This window comes from Leucobacter iarius, from assembly GCF_039530105.1.
Lineage (GTDB): Bacteria > Actinomycetota > Actinomycetes > Actinomycetales > Microbacteriaceae > Leucobacter > Leucobacter iarius.
Genome location: NZ_BAAAOB010000001.1, coordinates 1,596,342 through 1,616,043 on the forward strand (window position 1 = coordinate 1,596,342; position 19,702 = coordinate 1,616,043).

A 19,702-nucleotide genomic window follows, 5' to 3' on the forward strand; every position below is an offset into this window, starting at 1 on the left:
CGACCGCCGCGGGCGGATCCGGGGGGACCGATGGTCGAAGAGAGACTGCGGCGCGTGCTCGTCATCGTCGGGACGCGGCCGGAAGCCATCAAGATGATCCCGGTGATCCGGGCGCTCGACGACGGCGGCCGGATCCGCCCGGTCGTCATCTCGACCGGGCAGCACACCGAGATGGTGCGCGAGCTGTTCGAAGCGCAGGGGAAGCGGATCGACGCCGACCTGCGCGTCGCGGATCCCGTGCGCGATCCCGACTCGGGCGAGGACCGGCGGCCCACGCTCAACGAGATGGTCGCCCGGGTCATCACGGGGATCGACCGGATCTGGCGGGTGCAGGCCGTGCCCGAGCGCAACCGCTCCGACGGCCGACGCGGCCCGGACGGGGCGCTCGCCTGCCTCGTGCACGGCGATACGAGCTCAGCGGCAGCGGCGGCGCTCGCCGCGTTCAACCTGCAGCTCCCGGTCGTGCACGTCGAGGCGGGGCTGCGCACCTCGAACCTGCTGTCGCCGTTCCCCGAGGAGGGCAACCGTCAGCTCATCTCGCGCATCGCGGGCCTGCACTTCGCGCCGACCGGGACGAATCGCGAGAACCTGCTGGCCGAGCAGATCGACGACGACCGGATCGTCGTGACGGGCAACACCTCCATCGACATGCTCGAGTGGGCGACGCGGCAGCCGCTCGACTTCGGTCCGGGCCTCGAGGATCTCACCGCGGATCCCGACGCCTCGTTCGTGCTCGTCACCGCGCACCGCCGCGAGAACTGGGGGAGCGGTCTCGACCGTATCGCCGCGGGCGTGCGCGCGCTCGCCGAGCGGTTCCCCGAGGTCCGCTTCGTGGTGCCCCTGCACCCGAATCCCGTCGCCCGCCGTCCGTTGCAGGCCGCGCTCGCGGACCTGCCCAACGCGCGGCTCGTCGAGCCGCGCGGCTACGTCGCATTCGCGCACCTCATGGATCGGGCGCTGTTCGCGCTGACGGACTCCGGCGGAGTGCAGGAGGAGGCGCCGGCGCTGGGCACCCCCGTGCTCGTCACTCGGGACACTACGGAGCGGGGCGAGGGCGTCGAAGCGGGGACGCTCGTGCTCGTCGGCACGGATCCTGAGCGGATCCTGGCGGAGGGAAGCGCCCTGATCGAGAACCCGGCGATGCGCGCCGAGCGCGGATCCCGGCGCAATCCCTATGGCGACGGCACCGCGTCGGAACGGATCGCGAGGATCCTCGACGCGGTGTTCAGCGATGATCCCGGAGCGATGAGCGCGCGTGAGCGGGAGGTGCGCGCGGGCGTGCGCCGCCGCCTCGGACTCCCGGATCCGATCGGGGGCGGCGCGTGAGCGGCGGGGTCGGCCCGGCGCTGCTCTTGCCGGTGGTCGTCGCACCCGCCTCGCTGCAGGACGAGATCGACCGCACGGCCTACGCCATGGCGCACCTGTTCGACGGCTCGCCCCCGTGGTGCCAGCCCGTCTTCGTCGTCGCGCTGGCGCTGATCCTGGTCTCGGTGCTGTCGACGCTGGTCCTCGGCAACCGATCCCGCAGCGAGGGGCGGCGCGAGCGCGACGACGATCGGGACCTGCCGGAGCTCGACGAGTCTGACTTCCTCTGGGTGTTCGTCGTGCCCGCGCTCAACGAGGAGGTGACGATCGCGGACTCCGTGGGACGGTTGGCCGATGTGGAGGTGCGCAATCGGGTGATCCTCGTGATCGACGACGGATCCGACGACCGTACGGGGGAGATCCTCGCGGGACTCGACCTGCCCGAGCTCACCGTGCTGACGCGCGTGCCGCCCGAAGCCCGCGAGGGGAAATCGGAGGCGCTGAACGCGGCCTGGCGGCACCTGCACGAGCGGGTGCTGCGGACCGGCCGGTGGGCGGATTGGCCGGTCGAGCGAGTGATCTTCACGATCGTCGATGCCGACGGGCGCCTGGATCCGCGTGCCGGACGCGTGAGCTGGCACTTCCGCGATCCCGAGGTAGGCGGTGTACAGTCGCTCGTGCGCATCTACAACCGGACGACCCCGCTCACCTGGGCTCAGGACGTCGAGTTCGGGGTGTTCGGCAACCTGCTGCAGCGCGGGCGGATGGCGTGGGGCACGGCGAACATGGGCGGCAACGGCCAGTTCAACCGGCTCGCGGCGCTCGACAGCGTGGCCGTGCGCGACGACCGCGGACGCCTCGGCCCCTGGCGGGCGGGCCGCCTGACCGAGGATCAGGACATCGGGCTCCGCCTGCTGCACGCCGGTTGGCGCGGCGAACAGGCCCGCAGCATCACCGTCTCGCAGCAGGGGCTCAACTCGCTGCGCATGCTCTACCGGCAGCGCACACGGTGGGCGCAGGGCGGTTGGCAGGTGATCGACCTCGCCGGGGCGGTGCTGCGCGACCGATCGCACGGGATCATGGCCAAGCTGAGCCAGCTCTGGTACCTCGCGACGCCGATCGTGCAGGCGTGGGTGGGGCTCTCGGTGGTGCTCAGCATCGTGTTCCTCATCACCGGGCAGGTGCGACCGCACTGGACCATCATCATGGCCGTGCTCTTCTACCTGTTCACCGCGGTGCCCGGCATCATCGGCGTGCTGCACGCGCGCCACGGGCGCCGAGTGCGAGACATCCTCGTCGACCTGCTGATCGCGCACGGCTACCTGATCTACTCCTGGATCATCTACCCGGTGGTCTACCGAGCGCTGTTCCGGCAGCTGTTCGGGGTCCGGTCCTGGGTGAAGACCAAGCGCGAGGCGCTGAGCGACGCGGACGACTCCGCTCCGCCCGGGGAGATGGGCGAGATCGGCGGCCCCTCGGGCGTCCCCGCGCGGTAGCGCGCGAGGATCGCCCGAGGGCGTCCGGGTCGGCCGGGTCGCCCGGGTCGCCCGATCAGAGCCCGATGAAGCGGAACACGGCGACGAACAGCGAGGCCGCGAGCAGCGCGATGTTCATGCCGATGGCCTTGGCGTCGTCGTGGCGCACGTGCCAGATGATCGCGAGCACCATCACCACGGCGAGGCCGGCCGCCGCGAGCGGAGTCAGCACGGGCAGGATCCCGGTGAGCTGCGGCAGGATCAGGCCGATGCCGCCCAGGGCCTCGGCGAGTCCGACGAGTTTCACACCCGCGGGGGAGTAGTCGTTCACCCAGGCCATCTTCTCGGCCAGCTTCTCCTTCGGCGTCGACATCTTCGCGATGCCGGCCATGAGGAAGAGCGCGGCGAGCAGGCCGGAGACGATCCAGAGTGCGATCTGCATGGGAGTCCTTTCGAGAACCGTGCGATGCGCGCGCATCGGCACCGCGGGTGCAACCCGGATCCGCCCCGCGCTATTCCGGACGGCGGCGGCACTATGCTTTCGACATGCGCCTCGGAGTGATCGACGTCGGATCAAACACCGTCCACCTGCTGGTGGTGGACGCGCACCCGGGCGCGAGCCCCGTGCCGTACCACTCGCAGCGCTCGGTGCTGCGCCTCATGCGCTACCTCGATTCCGACGGTGCCATCGTCGAGGAGGGCGTCGTCCGCATCGTCGACGCGATCCGCGAGGCGCGCGACACGGTCGCCGAGATCGGCGTCGACGATCTGATCGCCACCGCCACCTCGGCGATCCGCGAGGCGGCGAACGGCGAGGAGGTGCTCGCCCGGATCGAGCGCGAGACGGGGATCCGGCTGCGGGTGCTGACCGGCGAGGACGAGGCCCGGATCACGATGCTCGCCGTGCGGCGCTGGCTGGGCTGGTCGGCGGGCGAGATTCTGCTGTTCGATATCGGCGGCGGCTCGTTCGAGATCGCGCAGGGCGCCGACGAGTACCCCGACGTGCAGGTGTCGCTGCCGCTCGGCGCCGGGCGATCCACGATCAACTTCCTGGCCGAGGATCCGCCGCCGCGGGAGGCCGTCTCGCTGCTGCGCGCCCACGCCCGGACCGAGTTCACCCGGGTGCGGGAGGAGCTCTTCTCGGAGCGGCCGCGCCCCAAGCGCGTCGTCGGCACCTCGAAGACGATCCGTTCGCTCGCGCGTCTGATCGGCGGCCCGTCCGACCCGATCACGGGCGACCTGGCGCCCCTGCACTACGTCGGTCTGCGCGAGTGGGAGCCGTCGCTTCGCGAGATGCCGGGGTCGGTGCGCGAGTATCTGCCCGGGATCACGCCCGAGCGCGGCTACCAGATCATGGCGGGGGCGGTCGTGCTGCGCACGGCCATGAAGGTGTTCGAGGTCGACACCCTCACGATCTCGCCGTGGGCGCTGCGCGAGGGGATCGTGCTGCGGTACATCGATTCGCTCGATAGCCCTGGAGCCGATCCCGTCGAGAGCTGAGGCGGGGCTGAGGCGGAGCTGAATCGGAGGGGTATCGCCCTCCACAAGCGCGATCCATCCACAGATTCCCGGATCGTGCCCCGCACCCGCCGACCGGGCGGCAGAGTCGAAGGCATGAGAACTTCAGACTCCCGGCTCGACCCGGAACGCGTCCTCGCCACCGATCACGCCCTTCAGGAGGTCCTGGGCCTCCTGCTCCGCGAAGCCAACCAGCGGCAGTTCTGGCTGATCTTCCTCGACGGCACGCGGCGCATCGTCGGTCCGCTCATGCCGATGGACGACTACCCGATCAGCCCCGACGACCCCTCCGAGATCGAAGGCCGCGCCGACGACCCGATCATCGATGTGCTGTGGGATCGCATCGGCGAAATCGCCAAGATGGTGGGTGCGGAATCGCTCGTGCTGGTGTGGGAACGCCGCGGGCCGGCGAAGTTCTCGAACGCCGACCTCAGCTGGGCGCGCGCCTTCTCGGCGGCGACCGCCGACGGCGGGCTGCCGATCCGTGCGCAGTTCGTGCTGCACAGCGAAGGCATCCGTCAGATCGCCGTCGACGACCTGATCTGAGGCGCTGCGGCGGCACCCCGACGCGGGAAGGGGCCGCGGCTCATGCTGAGCGGCGGCCCCTTCCTCGCCCGCACCGACACCCGTCGGTGATTCGTGTGGGTCGCGGTTTCCCGTGAGTCGGCGGTCTTGCGCTAGTTGTAGTTTCTCGGGACGTTGTGAACACGTGAGAGGAAAATGAAGACCTCCGGCAGGATGTGGGTTACCACACTCACACACCTAACCGGAGGTCTTCGTGTCCCACGCTAACGCACCACTCACCCCCATCGGACGCCGACGCCTGGCCTCGCTGATCGTTGAAGACGGATGGCCGGTTCGGCGTGTGGCTGAACGCTTCCAGGTATCGCCAGCGACGGCAACGAAATGGGCGGCCCGGTATCGGAGCGGCGAAGCGCTCACGGATCGTTCCTCACGCCCGCACTACTCGCCGGCCAGGTTGCCGCGAAAGCGGGAGCATCGCATCATCTCTCTCCGATTCACGCGCAGGTGGGGGCCACACCGCATCAGCTACCACCTGGGTATCCCACGCTCCACGATTGAACGTGTCCTCGCCCGGTACGGGATGCCGAAACTTACTCACATCGATCAGGCGACCGGCCTACCGGTTCGAAAGCCGACGGTCGTGCGCTATGAGAAGAGTGCTCCGGGCGAGCTGGTGCATGTGGATATCAAGAAGCTGGGCCGGATCCCGAATGGTGGCGGGCATCGCATGTTCGGCCGCACAATCGGGAACCGGAATAACCAGAAGCGGGGCCTCGGGTATGCGTTCTTGCATCACGCCGTTGATGATTACTCGCGCATGGCCTACTCAGAGATCCTCACCGATGAGAAGCAAGAGACCGCGGCAGCGTTCTGGGAACGAGCGCGGGATTTCTTCGCGGATGCGGGCGTGCAGGTGACTGCAGTCATGACCGATAACGGGTCGTGTTACCGCTCGCGCGTCTTCGCGCAGGCACTCGGCCCGCACGTAACGCATCGTTTCACTCGCCCGTACCGGCCCCAGACCAACGGCAAGGTGGAACGATTTAATCGCACGCTCGCGCAGGAATGGGCGTATGCGGAGGTGTACACCAGTGAGGCCGCGAGAGCCTCAACGTACGACGCCTGGCTGCATCACTACAATCATCACCGACCCCATACCGGGCTTGGTGGGTTGACGCCGTCAGATCGTGTCCACAACCTCACTGGGAACTACAGCTAGTCGGCGATTTCCCGAACGGCGAAGTAGTGGCCCTCGGGGTCCGCGAAGTTGAACGTGGTCTGCCCGCCGTGCTCGGCGATCGGGCCGACGGTGACGCCCTGCGCTTCGAGCGCATCGCGCATGGCGCGCACGTCGCGGCTCGCGAACAGGATCGACGGGGTCGCGAGGTCGAGCTCGGGCGACATCTGGGCGACCACGGCGCGGTCGAACAGGGTGAGCGCCGCCTCCGAGCCGGGGGTGTGCGCGATCTCGACCGAGAGCGTCTTGCCGTCCAGCTCCTGCGACGAGAGCTCGGTGAAGCCGACGGTGCCGACCCAGAAGTCGGCGACAGTGCGGGGGTCGGTGACGTAGATCATGACGTTGCCGAAGCGATCGATCACGGGTGGCTCCTCTGGTCGTGCGAGCGGGGGAGCGGGCGCTCCGAGCTCGTCCCGCTCCAGTATCCCGCGTCGAGGCGCGCCCGGGCGACCACGTTTTGAACTTTGCCGAGGTTCGATGTAGAGTTGTCTCTCGGTGCCGCAGTCCTCCGGGCTTCGGAATCTCGCCATTGGGATATGGTGTAATTGGCAACACTACGGTTTCTGGTACCGTCATTCTAGGTTCGAGTCCTGGTATCCCAGCAAAGCAAAACCCCCGCTCCGGCGGGGGTTTTCTCGTGTGTCAGGCCTTCAAATTCTGGCGGCAGGCCTGGCGCTTCGCTGCCTATGAGGTTCCGCCCTGCCTCCCAAACGTGACAGTAGCGAGTGAGTCTGCGCTCGCACAGAACTTCGGGCGGCAGACGGTCGGCACCGCTCAGGTGTTGAAACCCTTGCAATAGGCGCCACCTTGGATGATCTTTACAATGTTCGATCCAGTGTGCTGACCGATGCCGATGCTTCCATATTGCGCAGTCAACTCTGCGAGAGTCGTTGGATCGAATGCTGGCGACAGTGTTGTGATTCCGAGTTCGATCTGAAGGGCTCTTGTGAGGGCCTCCATGGTGGGCTAACCGGTTCTCCCGTTTTCATCGATATTGACCCACTGTGCGTGAGTTCCGTAGGTTGTGTTCAGTCAGCTTTGTGTGCGCTGAACCCAGGGGTCGGTCGTGATGTTTTATCCTTCATGGATTGTGCGGCGTTGACCACTGAATCGCTACGGGTCCAGTCGGTGTCTGAGTGCTGATGTTCTTTCCTGCCCCCGGATATTTGCAATCTCGATGCGTGACGGTATGCGTCCGGGGGCGTTCTGATGGCGGCTGGCGGGCGTCGACTGCAGAATGCGGCTCGCGCTCGAAGGGGGGGTGTTGGGCTGAAGGGGCGGAGTGAGGCCTCGGTCGCGCTCCGGTCAGGGGCTCGATGAGGCCTCACTTCTCGCCGCTAGTGGGTGAGGACTGCGGCCCAATCGGCAGAGGGCCCCCCGTGCAGCCCGCCACCAAGATAGCGAGCGGCGATCTTGTACGAGCCGGCTGCGTTCCCGAAGCTGATGGCCTTGTTGAGGTCCTTCTTGGGTACCTCGACTACGGCGACCTGGGTGCCTGCGCTATTGACCAGTCCGATGCGAATTCGAGCATTCGGATCGCCATCATATCCGGGGTATCCGCCGCTCGGTCGAGTCAGGCTGGTCACCTTGATTGACGAACTCGCCTTGAATGCTCGCGAGACGGTGTAATTCGTCACTGCGCCGTTCGCCGGAGTAGAGCCGCTAATGTTCGTGGTCGGCATATTTGATCCTTTCTGTTTGGTCTTGGAATTCTCATTCCAAATATTGTCTGCGCTCAGTTCGAGCGACATGGATAGTATTCGCGAGACTCAGTCTCCCTGGCAACAAAAGTGTCAATATTGCACCAAAACCCATTTTTGTGAAGCGGGATCTCCGATGGCATCTGATGTTGCGCCCGGTGGAAGGCCGGGACGCCGCTCGCGGAGCGCAAAGAAAAGACCCCCGCTCTCGCGGGGGTCTTGCGCACGGTGAGGCTTTCGAGACGTCGGGATTCTCGCGAGCAGGCGAGGCGGCGCGGGCCCGACCGGCCTACGCCGTCAGCCCGAGCCCGCGCACGACCTCGGCGACCCGCGCCCGCTGCGGCGCGGTGAGGCCCTGCAGGGGGAGCGGCAGCGAGCGTTCGCCGACGAGGCCGAGCATTTCTGCGATGGCCGCGACCACGCGGATGCTGCCGCCGAACTCGGTGAACAGGTTCCAGAGCGGGGCGAGGCGCTCGGAGGCCGCGACCGCGTCGGCGGGGCGTCCCTCCTGCGCGGCTCGCGTGATCTCGAGCGCCGGCGCGGGCAGGGTGCCCGCGATCACCGAGTTCCAGGCGTCGCAGCCGGCGTTCAGGCCGTTCGCCGCGGACGCATCGCCCGAGACGCCGATGGTGACGCCCGCGGGGATCGAGCCCCGCACCGCGTCGACCCGCTCCTGCGCCGCGGCCGGATCGGCCGGGACGCTCGGGATCTTGACCGCTGCGACCCCCGGAAGCGCCGCGACGCGAGCGATGAGCTCGATCGAGAACGAGAAGTGCGTGGTGCCCGGGTTGTCGTAGAGGATCACCGGCAGCTCGGTGTGCTCCGTCGCCGTGCGGAACAGCTCGAACACGTCGTCGTCCGTGAGGCGCTGGTAGCTCATCGCCGCGAGCAGCAGGCCGGACGCCCCGGCGGCCTCGGCGTCGTCGATGCGGTGCAGCACCCGCGAGGTGCGCAGATCGCCGACCCCGACGAACACGGGCGTGCCCGCCGCGTGCTCGACGGCGAGCCGAGCGACGCGGGCGCGTTCGGCGCGATCCAGATAGGGGTACGAGCCGGTGGAACCGAGCGCGGTGATCGAATCGACGCCGGCGTCGCGCAGGCGCCCGACCAGCCCGACGAACGCGCCCTCGTCGAGCGCGTCGTCGCGCAGGGGCGTGAGGGGGAAGGCGCTGAGGCCGCTGAACATGCTCATCACTGCTCCAATGTTCGGGGAAAGATGCGGGCGGAGGGGGCGCGGATCAGGCCGTGCCCGCCGCGGGCGGTCTCGCGCCGCCGCGCTGCGCCGCCGCGCCGGCGAGGACCACGAGGGCGATGCCGAGGATCTGCATCGGGCTCGGCGTCTGACTGAGCACCACGATCCCGGTCAGCACGCCGAAAGCGGGCTCGATCGAGAGCAGCGTGCCGAAGGCGTTGTGCGTCATCCGCCGCAGCGCCAGCATCTCGAGCCCGAACGAGATCACCGGGGTGATGAACGCGATCCCGGCCGCGGCCGCGAGCACCCACCAGCTGAACTCGCCGCCGACCACCTGGGGGATGCCGAACGGCGCGGTCGCGACCGCGGCGATCGGGATCGTGAGCGCGAGGCCGCTGATGCCCGAGAAGCGGTCGCCGACGTGCTGCGTCAGCACGTTGTAGAGCGCCCAGCAGAGCGCTGCGGTGAGGGCGAACGCGACACCGATGAGGTCGATCCGGCCGTGCCACGGCTCGGTGAGCAGCACGACGCCGACGAGCGCGAGCCCGGGCCAGACCAGCGCACGGCGGTGCTTTCCGGTCAGCGCGGCCACGGTCAGCGGGCCGAGGAACTCGATCGCGACCGCGGTGCCGAGGGGGATCCGGTCGACCGCCGCGAGGAAGGACGCGGTCATGAATCCGGTGACGACGCCGAGGGCGATGAGCTTCGGGATGTCCGCGCGCCGGACCGCGCGCAGCGACGGGCGCGCGATGCAGACGAGGAACACCGCGCCGAAGCACATGCGCAGCCAGGCGGTGCCCGCGGGGCCGACCACGTCGATGATTCCGACCGAGAGCGCGTTCGAGACCTGGATCATGAGCATGGCGGTGACCGCCATCGACCAGGCGGGAACGCGCGCGGGGGAGAGTCGCCGGGTCATGCGGTGCCCGCCGCTCGCTGCATGCCCACGCCGGGCTCGAAGACGGACAGCGAGAAGCGCGCGGGCGCGTCGCCGGGGTTCGCGTAGCGGTGCGGCGCGTCACCGAAGAAGCTGAGCGCGTCGCCCGGGCCCAGCCGGGACTCGCGGCCGCCGATCTCGACGAGCAGCTCGCCGACGTGCAGCTGCAGCAGCTCGCGGGTGCCCGCGGAGTGGGCATCGCCCGAGTGGCTCTCTCCGGGCATCAGGGTCCAGTCCCACAGCTCGACGACGTGGGGCGGCTCGGTGCCGGCGACCAGTACGCCCGTGCCGCCGTTCGGCCCGGTCCAGAGTACGGCGCCCTTGCCGCTGCGGGTGATCCGCTCGGCGCGCGGAGCGGGCGGTTCGACGAGCGCGGGCAGGCCGACGCCGAGGGCGTCACTCAGGCGCAGCAGCGTGCCGACGCTGGGGTTGACGGATCCCTGCTCGACGTTGACGACCATGCGGCGGCTGACGCCCGCCGCCTCGGCCAGGCGTTCGAGGGTCCAGCCGCGAGTCTTGCGCTCCTGCCGCACGCGCACGCCGATGGCGCGCGCGAGGGACTCTGCTCCCGTATCCATGAGTGCAGCATAGTGCGCGCAGCGTGCACTGAGTGCGATTCTTCGGGGTCCGGTCTAGCGGATGAGCTTGCCCGCGTCGTCGCGCGGGCGCACCGGGTGCTCGCTCAGGATCGAGATCCGGTTGAACGCGTTGATCGCCGAGGCGACCCACTCGGCCGCGACGAAGGTCTCGTCGCCGAGCACATTGCGGGCGCCGGCCAGGTCCGCCTGCGCGTCCTCGCTCAGCGGGAGCCGCGTGGCGGCTTCGGCGACGGCGAGCACCGCGGCCTCCCGCTCGCCGAAGATCGGGGTCTCGCGCCAGGCGGGCAGGAGATCGAGCTTCTGCTGGGGTACGCCCGCCTCGCGCGCACCGCGGGAGTGCAGATCCAGGCAGAACGCGCAGCCGTTCAGCTGGGAGGCGCGTACCTTGATGAGTTCCGCCTCCGCGGGGGTGAGCCCGAGCCGCGTCGCGGCGTCCGCGATCGATGCGGAGAAGGTCGAAGCGGCCTGCCACGCCTCGGGGGCGATCTTGTCGAGATAGGGGCGCACGTGGACTCCTTTCCGGTCGGTGCCGGTGCTGGGGGCAACCGGCCGATGGGCACCAGTATTCCTGCGAAACTCCCGGAATGGCAGGGGATCGGGTGGTGTTGACACGGGGGAAGCGCTGTCGTCTTCGGATCCGGGGCGCCCGGATCGACCTGCGAACCACGAGGAGAGCCGCCATGCGAGCCGTCGTCTACGACCGATACAGTCCGGAGCTCGAAGGGCTCGCGGTTCGAGAGGTGGCGGAACCGAAGCTCTTCGCCGGTTCGGTGCTGATCGAGGTGCGCGCGGCCTCCGTGAACCCCGTCGACTGGAAGATCATGGCGGGGTACCTGGACGGCATGATCGACGCGCGATTCCCGGTGATCCCGGGGTGGGACGTCGCCGGGGTCGTCGTCGCCGTCGGAGCCGATACGCCGGAGTTCCGCGTCGGCGACGAGGTGCTGGCGTACGCGCGCAAGGAGACCGTGTCGGCCGGGACCTTCGCGGAGCGGGTGGCCGTGCCCGCCGAGGCCGTCGCCCTCAAGCCCGCCGAACTGTCGTGGGAGCAGGCCGCGGGTCTGCCGCTCGCCGGCGGAACGGCGCTGCGCGCCGTCGACGCCCTCGGCGAGCTGGACGGGCGCGTGCTGCTCGTGCACGCGGCCGCGGGCGGCGTCGGCAGTCTCGCCGTGCAGATCGCGGTGGCCCGCGGTGCGCGGGTGATCGGCACCGCGTCGGAGCGCAACCACGAGTTCCTCCGGAGCCTCGGTGCCGAGCCCGTCGCGCACGGCGCGGGGCTCGCGGAGCGGGTGCTCGCGCTGGCGGGCGGCCCGGTCGACGCCGTCGCGGACTTCGTCGGCGGACAGCTCGAGACCACGCTCGCCGTGCTCCGCCCCGATGGTCCGCACGTCTCGGTCGCCGACGACTCGGTCGTGGAGCACGGTGGACGCATCATCTGGGTGCGCGTCGACGGCGCGGAGACGGCCCGCCTCGCCGAGCTCGCCCGCAGCGGCGCCCTTCGGGTCGAGATCGCCGAGACCTTCGGGCTCGACGGGGTCGGGGACGCCTTCCGCGCCAGTCGCACCGGACGCACGCGCGGCAAGCTCGTGATCCTGCCGCAGCGATGAGCCGGGATCGCCGCGCGACCGTCGTCGTGATCGGTGCCGGGCAGGCGGGGCTCTCGGCGGGCTACCACCTGCAGCGCCACGGCTTCGCGAGCGCGCTGCTCGATCCCGAGGCCGAGCGGAGCTTCGTGATCCTCGACGGGGAGGCTCGGCCGGGCGGCGCCTGGCAGCACCGGTGGGCGTCCCTCACGATGGCGACGGTGAACCACATCTTCGACCTGCCCGGGTTCCGACAGTCCGCGGTCGACCCGGCCACCTCGAGCCGCGAGGCGGTGCCCGGGTACTTCGCCGCGTTCGAGGCGAAGATGCGGCTGCCGATCCTCCGGCCGGTCTCGGTGGCCGCGGTGCGGCGCGCCGACACGGACCCCGACGGCGAACTGCTGATCGAGAGCAGTGCCGGGCTCTGGCGAGCGCGGGCGGTGATCAACGCGACCGGAACCTGGCGGAACCCCGTGCTGCCGGAGGTGCCCGGCGCCGACCGGTTCCTCGGGCGGCAGTTGCACACCCGCGACTACGTCTCGCTCGACGAGTTCGCCGGACGCAGCGTCGCGGTGGTCGGCGGCGGGATCTCGGCCGTGCAGCAGCTCGAGGAGATCTCGCGGGTGGCGCGCGTCGCCTGGTACACGCGCCACGAGCCCGTGTTCCTCGACGGCGATTTCAGTCCGGAGGTCGAGGGGCGCGAGACGATCGAGCGGGTCACCGCGGACGTCGAGGCGGGCAACCCGTCGCGCAGCGTCGTCTCGTACACGGGCCTGGCCTGGACCCCGTACGCGCGGGCCGCGCGGGATCGCGGCGTGCTCGCGCGCCGGCCGATCTTCACGGCCATTGAACCGCACGGCGTGCGCGAGGCCGACGGCTCGTTCACCTCGGTCGACACGATCCTGTGGGCGACCGGGTTCCGTCCCTCGATCGCGCACCTGGATCCGCTCGGGTTGCGCAACGAGCGGGGCGGGATCGAGGTGCGCGGAACGAGGGTCGTCGCGGAGCCGAGAGTGCACCTGATCGGGTACGGGCCGTCGCAGTCCACGGTCGGCGCGAACCGCGCCGGGCGGGACGCCGTGGCGGAGGTCGATGCGGCGCTGCGGTCGGAGAACCGCATTCCTCAGATGTAAGTTAGGCTTGGCTAAGTTGCGGGGTTCGACGTGGGCCCCGAGAAGGGTGCGCGATGGCCAAGCGCGGGTTCTCCGGAGTGATGATGCGCGGGTACGGAGCCCGCGACCACGAGGCGATCGTCACCGAGGTCCAACCGCTCGCGCCCCACTTCGTGCGGGTGCGCATGAGCGCCCCGACGCTGCTGCAGGACGTGGTGGTCTCGCCGACGGCCTGGCTGCGCTTCTGGTTCCCCGACCCCGAGCGGCCCGAGTTCGAGCAGCAGCGCGCCTACACGCTCTCCGAGGTCGACGAGACCGCCGGAACCTTCGCGGTCGACATGGTCCTGCACGAGCCCGCCGGGCCGGCGAGCACCTGGGCCGCCGCCGCGGCCCCGGGAGCCCGGGTGTCGGTCACGACCCTCGGATCCTCGCGCTTCGACCTGCCGGACGAACTGCCCGCCGGCTACCTGCTCATCGGCGACCGCGCGTCGATCCCCGCGATCAACGCGATCCTCGGGACCGTGCCCGACGAGGTGCCGATCGAGATCTACCTCGAGGAGCACACCCCCGACGACCGGAGGATCCCGCTGCACGAGCACCCGCGCGCTCGCGTGCACTGGGTCCCGCGTCAGGGCGAGACCTCGCTCGCCGCCGCGATCGAGTCGCGCGACTGGTCGGACTGGTACGTCTGGGCCGCGCCCGAGTCGGGATCGCTCAAGCACCTCCGCGGTCGCCTGCGCGCCGAGTTCGGATTCCCGAAGAGCGAGACGCACGCGCAGGCCTACTGGTACTTCGGTCGCGCGTTCGGCGCGAACCGATCCAAGGCCGCGCCCGAAACGGAGCCCGCGGCGGATGCGTCGGCCGCCGATGCGGTCGGGAGGACCGAAGCGGCGGTCGCGTCGGTCGCGGCGATCGCGGCGGATCCCGCACCGGATCCGGCGCGGGATCCCGCACCGGCTGCGGTCGGCGAGGCGGCTGTTCCCGAGGCGGCCGAGGCACCTGCGGCACCCGCGGCCCCGCGCGGATCCTGGCGGGCGAACGCGGGATCGCGGCTGCTCGCCCCGCTGCGCCCGAAGCTCGTCGCCGCCGGTGTCGCCCAGGGGATCGTCACCCTCCTGCAGCTCGCTCCGTTCGTGCTGATCGTCGAGCTCGCCCGACTGCTGCTCGGCGGCGCCGAGGCGTCGCGGCTCTGGGCCCTCGGAGGGTGGGCCATCGGCCTGATGGCCGCGGGCGTCGTGCTCTCGACCGCACTGCTCGTCTGGACCCACGCGGTCGACGCCCGCTTCGAGCGCGAGCTGCGGCAGCGTCTGCTGCGCAAGCTCGCCCGCGTGCCGCTCGGCTGGTTCGACGCACGCGGGTCCGGCCGGGTCAAGCAGCTCGTGCAGGACGACACGCTCGCGCTGCACTACCTCGTGACCCACGCCGTGCCCGACGCGGTCGCCGCCGTGGTCGCGCCCGTCGCGGTCCTCGTCTACCTGTTCGCGGTCGACTGGCGGATCGCGCTCCTGCTCCTCCTGCCGGTGCTCGTCTACGTGATCGCCATGGCGGTCATGGTCGTGCAATCGGCGCCGCGCACGGCCGAGGCGCTGCGCTGGTCGGAACGCATGAACAGCGAGGCGGGCTCCTACCTGGAAGGCCAGCCGGTGATCCGCGTGTTCGGGGGAGCGGCGGCCACCGGCTTCCGCGCCCGGCTGGGCGAGTACATCGGGTTCCTCGACCGCTGGCAGCGGCCCCTCAGCGGGCAGAAGGCGTTCATCGACCTCGTCACCCGTCCGGCCACGTTCCTGCTGCTCATCTGTGCGCTCGGCACCGTGCTGATCACGGGCGGGACCATGCAGCCGATCGCGCTGCTGCCGTTCCTGCTGCTCGGCACGACGTTCGGCTCCCGGCTGCTCGGGATCGGCTACGGGCTCGGCGGCCTGCGGGCCGGTCTGCTCGCCGCGCGACGGATCCAGGTCGCCCTCGACGAGCCCGAGCTCGAGACCGAGGAAGCAGGCGAGCCCGCCGAGGGCGCGCCTCGGGTACCGCGCGGCCGCGTCGAGTTCGACCGTGTCGGCTTCGCCTACCGGCCGGGCGTTCCCGTGCTGGAGGACGTCTCCCTGTCGTTGGAGCCCGGCACCGTGACCGCGCTCGTCGGCCCGTCCGGATCCGGCAAGTCGACCCTCGCCGCCCTGCTCGCACGCTTCCACGACCCGGAGTCCGGCCGCATCCGCGTCGGCGGCGACGACCTCCGCGCGCTCGACCCCGACGAGCTCTACGCCCGCGTCGGCTTCGTGTTCCAGCAGACCCAGCTCGTGAACGGCACCGTGCGCGACAACCTCGCCCTCGCGAATCCCGACGCGAGCGACGCCGAGGTCGAGGCCGCGGCGCGGGCCGCGCAGATCCACGATCGGATCCTTCGCCTGCCCGAGGGGTACGGCACCGTGCTCGGCCCCGACGCCGCGCTGTCGGGCGGCGAGCGGCAGCGCCTCACGATCGCCCGCGCGATCCTGGCGGACACCCCCGTGCTGATCCTCGACGAGGCGACCGCGTTCGCCGACCCCGAATCCGAATACCTCGTGCAGCGGGCGCTGAGCCGGCTGGCCGAGGGCCGCACCGTGCTCGTGATCGCCCACCGGCTGCACACCGTCGCCTCGGCCGACCGCATCGTCGTGCTCGACCACGGCCGCATCGCCGAGTCCGGCACGCACGACGAGCTCCTCGCTCGGGGCGGCCGCTACCGGAGTCTCTGGGACGCCGCGTCCGGGGTCTCGACCGGGATCTCGTCCACCCCTGAATCCACCCCCGAACCCGTCGCCGCCGGAACGGAGCAGACCCGATGATCCGCACCCTGCTCAGCCTGCTCCCCGCGAACCGCCGCCGCGCGGTCGTCGCCCACCTCGGGCTCACCGTGCTCGGCATCCTGCTGCGCGCCGTCGGCGCCGTGCTGCTCGTGCCCCTGGTCTCGGCGCTGTTCGGGCCGAGCCCCGCGGACGCCTGGCCGTGGCTCGCAGCGCTCGCCGCGGCGACCGTGCTCGGTTGGGCGGTCGACGCCGCCGCCGCGAAGCGGGGATTCGCGCTCGGCTTCGCGCTGCTCGACAGCGGGCAGCGCACCGTCGCCGACCGCATCGCCGAGGTGCGGCTCGCCTGGTTCGACGCCGAGCGCACCGCGACCGCGCGCCAGGCCGTCGCCGCGACCGGTCCCGACCTCGTCGGCGTCGTCATCTATCTCGTGACCCCGGTGCTCAGCGCGATCCTGCTGCCGATCGCCATCGCGGTCGCGCTGCTGCCCATCGCCTGGCCGCTCGCGCTCGCGGCGCTGGCCGGTGTGCCGATCCTGTTCGGCGCCTTCTGGCTCGCGGGCCGGCTCAGCCGGGACGCCGACCGTGCGGCGGCCGACGCGAACACCGCGCTGACCGAGCGGATCGTCGAGTTCGCGCGCACGCAGCAGGCTCTGCGGGCTGCGCGCCGCGTCGATCCGGCACGCAGCCTCGCGGGATCCGCCCTCGCCGAGCAGCACCGCGCCACGACCCGGCTGATCCTGCTGCAGGTGCCCGGCCAGCTGCTGTTCGGCCTCGCGGCCCAGCTCGCGCTCCTGCTGCTCGCGGGCACCACGGTCTGGCTCGCGGCGACCGGTGCGCTCTCGGCACCCGAGGCGATCGCGCTCACGCTCGTGATCGTGCGCTACCTCGAGCCGTTCACCGCGCTGGCCGAGCTGGCGCCCGGTATCGAAGCGGCGACCGGTGCGCTGCGCAACATGCGGGCGGTGCTCGACGCGCCCGTCGATCCCGCGGGGGATCGCGAACCGGCTCGGGGCTCCGCGCCGAGGATCGCGCTCCGCGGGGTGAGCTTCGACTACGACGGGGCGGCCGGCTCCGGGGTCGCTTCGGCCGGATCCCGCGTGCTCTCGGACTTCGACCTGGAGTTCGCTCCGGGCACGACGACCGCGATCGTCGGCCCCTCGGGCTCGGGCAAGACCACCGTGCTGCAGCTCCTCGCGGGCCTGCGCCGCCCGGGCGCGGGCAGCGTGCTCGTCGACGGCGTCCCGCTGGCCGAGCTGAGCGATGCGTCGCGGCGCGAACTCGTCAGCGTCGTGTTCCAGCACCCGTACCTGTTCGACGGCACCGTGCGCGACAACATCCTCGTCGGCGATCCTGTGGCGTCCGAGGAGCGCTGGCGCGCAGCCGCCGCGCTCGCCCGCGTCGACACCCTCGCGGATCGCCTGCCCGACGGCTGGGAGAGCCGGGTCGGCGAGGCCGGCGGATCCCTCTCGGGCGGGGAACGGCAGCGGGTCTCGATCGCGCGGGCGCTCGTGTCGCGCGCTCCCGTGCTCCTGGTCGATGAGGCGACCAGCGCGCTCGACGCCGAGAACGAGGCGGCCGTGTCCGCCGCGCTCGCCGACGACCCGACGCCGCGCACCCGCGTGATCGTCGCGCACCGGCTGAGCAGCATCCGCGGCGCCGCCGACCGCGTCGTGTTCCTCGACGGCGGGCGCATCGTCGAGGACGGTTCACCGGAGGAACTGCTCGCGGCCGGCGGGCGCTTCGCCGAGTTCTGGCGGCAGCAGCACGCCGCGAGCGCCTGGCGGCTCGGTGGGACGGGGGAGCCGGATCGCGCCGGCCTCTCTACGATGGAGGCATGACCGCACCGCTGCCGCCGCTGCTCACGCTCGCCGATGCCGCCGCCTGGCGGGCCTGGCTCGATGAGAACGAGGAGACCTCGGACGGGGTCTGGCTGGTGCTCGCGAAGAAGGGCACGACCGAGCCGACGACGCTGAGCTACGCGCAGGCGCTCGACGAGGCGCTGTGCAGCGGATGGATCGACGGGCAGAAGGGGAGCCTCGACGCGGCGACGTTCCGGCAGCGCTTCACGCCGCGGCGCAAGCAGTCGATGTGGTCGGAGCGCAACATCGGACTCGTTGCGGAGCTGATCGAAGCGGGGCGGATGCGCGAGCGCGGGCACGCCGAGATCGAGCGCGCGAAGGGCGATGGCCGCTGGGATCGCGCGTACGCGGGAGCGTCGAAGGCGGAGGTGCCCGACGACCTGGCGGCCGCCCTCGCAGCGTCGCCGGGCGCGGCGGCTGCGTTCGCGGGGCTGAACGGGGCGAACCGGTATTCGGTGCTGCACCGGCTCATGACCGCGTCGAACGCGACGACGCGGGCGAACCGGCTCGCGAAGATCCTGGCGATGCTGGAGGGCGGCGAGACGCCGCACCCGCAGTGAGCTGGACCCCGATGGGCGCGGATGACGTGGCAGCCGCCTTCCCCGAGCCGCTTCGGCGCCGAGGTCGTGGTCGAGGTCGAGGTCGTGTCCGGTCGTGGCTGCTGCCGCTGCTCGGCCTGATGCCGTTCGGGGCCGGGCTCGCGCTGTGGCTGCGGACCCTGCCGACCACGATCGATTCGGCGGCGCAGCTCACGCGGGTCGAGTTCGGTTGGCCGCTCGTCTGGACGACGCAGGATCTCACCCGCTACGCACCGCAGCGGTATCCGGCGAGCATGGACTACATCGGCGGGAAGTACGTGGTCGATCCGCCGCCGAGCGTCGAGGACTGGTGGCTGTTCGCCGCGGACGCCGTGATCCTCGGGGCGTGCGCGTTCCTCGTGTTCGCGCTCGTCGTCCGGCTGCTGCGTCCGGTGCTGCTGGGGCGCGGCCGCGGGGGCGGGCGCGGATGCGGTGGTGGTGCTGATTCGGGTGTCGGCGCCGGTGGGGGCGATCCCGGGGCCGATTCCGGGGCCGGTTCCGGGGCCGGTCCCGGCCGCCCGGATCAGACCTGAGTCCTACGCGGGTCAGTACCTCGGGTCGATGTGCGGCGGAGCTCGCGCGGCGATGCTGGAGGCATGACAATCGCACACGCTCTCAAGCAGCCGGTTCCCTTCGTCGCGGTCGCGCTCGTAGCGGCCTGCGCGCTCGCGTTCGTCGCGGCGATCTCGCTCTTCCTCATGATCACGGGTACGACGCAGTCGATGCTGACCGGCCCGCCCGCGGCGGGCACCGGGGCGAGCACCGCGGTGCACGCGCCCGTGTCGACTCCGTAGCGAACGCTTCGGCGCGCCGAGGGGAGTTTCGGATCGCTGCCGGTTCCGACGGAGCCCGGATTCAGGGCGCCGGCGGGTACTGCTCCCCGGTGCGCGTACGCGAGAGGCGTCGCTGCTGCTGCCGGGTGTTGACGAGGATCGCGATCGCGGCACCGATGAATCCCGTGACCGGCGTCCCGGACATGCCTTCGGGGAGGAATCCGGCCCCGCCGCCGATGACGGCGGCGACCCCGAGCAGGATCATGGTGATCTCGAAGAGGAACAGCTGATCGCCCAGTGCGGATCTGCGATCTTCGATGGTGGTTTCGCGGCCCTTCACCATGATGTGATCGGTCCAGCCGTCGCCGTCCCACCAGCGCACGACGCCCGGTGCCTGGGCCGGCCTCCAGCCCGCCTCGGAGCGGGGCTCGGGGCGGGTGTCGGGACTCACCGGCGGCTCCTGATCTTCTCGACGGGTTCCGTCTCGGCGCCCGCGATGAGCGGGGCGCCGAGACGGAGTATCGGA

20 protein-coding genes and 1 tRNA gene are annotated in these 19,702 nt (G+C 70.9%); 13 read left to right on the forward strand and 8 right to left on the reverse strand.

Annotation, left to right across the window (positions count from 1 at the left end):
• Nucleotides 1–30 precede the first annotated feature (30 nt).
• Together wecB and ABD169_RS07075 are read left to right on the forward strand one after the other, a co-directional pair.
• Nucleotides 31–1,326, forward strand: a complete 1,296-nt coding sequence (wecB, locus tag ABD169_RS07070; RefSeq protein WP_344030944.1) for a non-hydrolyzing UDP-N-acetylglucosamine 2-epimerase — start codon at nt 31–33, stop codon at nt 1,324–1,326.
• The gene (locus tag ABD169_RS07075) at nt 1,323–2,801 is read left to right on the forward strand and encodes a glycosyltransferase family 2 protein (protein WP_344030946.1); all 1,479 of its coding nucleotides are present in this window, start codon (nt 1,323–1,325) and stop codon (nt 2,799–2,801) included. The genes wecB and ABD169_RS07075 overlap by 4 nt, the downstream gene beginning before the upstream one ends.
• Nucleotides 2,802–2,856: 55 nt before the next feature.
• Here ABD169_RS07075 and ABD169_RS07080 read toward each other — a convergent pair whose 3' ends face one another.
• Nucleotides 2,857–3,222, reverse strand: a complete 366-nt coding sequence (locus ABD169_RS07080; protein ID WP_344030948.1) for a DoxX family protein — start codon at nt 3,220–3,222, stop codon at nt 2,857–2,859.
• Nucleotides 3,223–3,326: 104 nt separating this feature from the next.
• On the opposite strand from ABD169_RS07080, the gene ABD169_RS07085 reads away from it, so the two are divergent.
• From ABD169_RS07085 to ABD169_RS07095, 3 genes are all read left to right on the forward strand, one after another.
• Entirely contained in the window at nt 3,327–4,280 is a 954-nt protein-coding gene (locus ABD169_RS07085; protein WP_344030950.1) for a Ppx/GppA phosphatase family protein, read from the forward strand.
• A 114-nt stretch (nt 4,281–4,394) separates the two neighbouring features.
• Nucleotides 4,395–4,844, forward strand: a complete 450-nt coding sequence (locus tag ABD169_RS07090) for a hypothetical protein (protein ID WP_344030952.1) — start codon at nt 4,395–4,397, stop codon at nt 4,842–4,844.
• A gap of 232 nt (nt 4,845–5,076) precedes the next feature.
• Entirely contained in the window at nt 5,077–6,042 is a 966-nt protein-coding gene (locus ABD169_RS07095; protein WP_344030954.1) for an IS481 family transposase, read from the forward strand.
• Here ABD169_RS07095 and ABD169_RS07100 read toward each other — a convergent pair.
• Nucleotides 6,039–6,422 carry a VOC family protein gene (locus tag ABD169_RS07100; RefSeq protein WP_344030956.1) on the reverse strand — a complete coding sequence of 128 codons (384 nt, stop codon included), beginning with the start codon at nt 6,420–6,422 and terminating at the stop codon, nt 6,039–6,041. The genes ABD169_RS07095 and ABD169_RS07100 overlap by 4 nt on opposite strands.
• A gap of 168 nt (nt 6,423–6,590) precedes the next feature.
• Here ABD169_RS07100 and ABD169_RS07105 point away from each other — a divergent pair.
• Nucleotides 6,591–6,662, forward strand: a tRNA-Gln gene (locus ABD169_RS07105).
• Nucleotides 6,663–7,397: 735 nt separating this feature from the next.
• On the opposite strand, the gene ABD169_RS07110 is transcribed toward ABD169_RS07105, so the two are convergent.
• From ABD169_RS07110 to ABD169_RS07130, 5 genes are all read right to left on the reverse strand, one after another.
• Nucleotides 7,398–7,811, reverse strand: a complete 414-nt coding sequence (locus tag ABD169_RS07110) for a hypothetical protein (RefSeq protein WP_344030958.1) — start codon at nt 7,809–7,811, stop codon at nt 7,398–7,400.
• A gap of 238 nt (nt 7,812–8,049) precedes the next feature.
• Nucleotides 8,050–8,946 carry a dihydrodipicolinate synthase family protein gene (locus ABD169_RS07115; protein WP_344031653.1) on the reverse strand — a complete coding sequence of 299 codons (897 nt, stop codon included), beginning with the start codon at nt 8,944–8,946 and terminating at the stop codon, nt 8,050–8,052.
• Between the two features lie 52 nt (nt 8,947–8,998).
• Complete coding sequence (locus ABD169_RS07120) at nt 8,999–9,871, reverse strand: EamA family transporter (RefSeq protein ID WP_344030960.1); 873 nt, start codon at nt 9,869–9,871, stop codon at nt 8,999–9,001.
• Nucleotides 9,868–10,467 carry a helix-turn-helix domain-containing protein gene (locus ABD169_RS07125; protein WP_344030962.1) on the reverse strand — a complete coding sequence of 200 codons (600 nt, stop codon included), beginning with the start codon at nt 10,465–10,467 and terminating at the stop codon, nt 9,868–9,870. The genes ABD169_RS07120 and ABD169_RS07125 overlap by 4 nt, the downstream gene beginning before the upstream one ends.
• Nucleotides 10,468–10,521: 54 nt before the next feature.
• Nucleotides 10,522–10,995, reverse strand: a complete 474-nt coding sequence (locus ABD169_RS07130; RefSeq protein ID WP_344030964.1) for a carboxymuconolactone decarboxylase family protein — start codon at nt 10,993–10,995, stop codon at nt 10,522–10,524.
• 173 nt (nt 10,996–11,168) lie between these two features.
• Between ABD169_RS07130 and ABD169_RS07135 the strand changes: the two genes are divergently transcribed.
• From ABD169_RS07135 to ABD169_RS07165, 7 genes are all read left to right on the forward strand, one after another.
• A complete protein-coding gene (locus tag ABD169_RS07135; RefSeq protein ID WP_046454792.1) occupies nt 11,169–12,095 on the forward strand; it encodes an NADP-dependent oxidoreductase in 927 nt (308 codons plus the stop codon).
• Entirely contained in the window at nt 12,092–13,204 is a 1,113-nt protein-coding gene (locus ABD169_RS07140) for an NAD(P)-binding domain-containing protein (protein ID WP_344030966.1), read from the forward strand. Before ABD169_RS07135 ends, ABD169_RS07140 begins: the two co-directional genes overlap by 4 nt.
• Nucleotides 13,205–13,257: 53 nt before the next feature.
• On the forward strand, nt 13,258–16,005 hold the full coding sequence (locus ABD169_RS07145) for an ABC transporter ATP-binding protein/permease (protein ID WP_344030968.1): 2,748 nt from the start codon (nt 13,258–13,260) through the stop codon (nt 16,003–16,005).
• Nucleotides 16,002–17,804: an ABC transporter ATP-binding protein gene (locus tag ABD169_RS07150; protein WP_344030970.1), complete on the forward strand. Its 1,803-nt coding sequence runs from the start codon at nt 16,002–16,004 to the stop codon at nt 17,802–17,804. The genes ABD169_RS07145 and ABD169_RS07150 overlap by 4 nt, the downstream gene beginning before the upstream one ends.
• Nucleotides 17,801–18,385 (forward strand): YdeI/OmpD-associated family protein, encoded by a 585-nt coding sequence (locus ABD169_RS07155; RefSeq protein ID WP_344030972.1) that lies wholly within the window; start codon nt 17,801–17,803, stop codon nt 18,383–18,385. Before ABD169_RS07150 ends, ABD169_RS07155 begins: the two co-directional genes overlap by 4 nt.
• A 119-nt stretch (nt 18,386–18,504) precedes the next feature.
• Complete coding sequence (locus ABD169_RS07160) at nt 18,505–18,936, forward strand: hypothetical protein (RefSeq protein ID WP_344030974.1); 432 nt, start codon at nt 18,505–18,507, stop codon at nt 18,934–18,936.
• A 63-nt stretch (nt 18,937–18,999) separates the two neighbouring features.
• Complete coding sequence (locus tag ABD169_RS07165) at nt 19,000–19,197, forward strand: hypothetical protein (protein ID WP_344030976.1); 198 nt, start codon at nt 19,000–19,002, stop codon at nt 19,195–19,197.
• 61 nt (nt 19,198–19,258) lie between these two features.
• Here ABD169_RS07165 and ABD169_RS07170 read toward each other — a convergent pair whose 3' ends face one another.
• Nucleotides 19,259–19,627 carry a DUF2510 domain-containing protein gene (locus ABD169_RS07170; protein ID WP_344030978.1) on the reverse strand — a complete coding sequence of 123 codons (369 nt, stop codon included), beginning with the start codon at nt 19,625–19,627 and terminating at the stop codon, nt 19,259–19,261.
• Nucleotides 19,628–19,702: the final 75 nt, after the last annotated feature.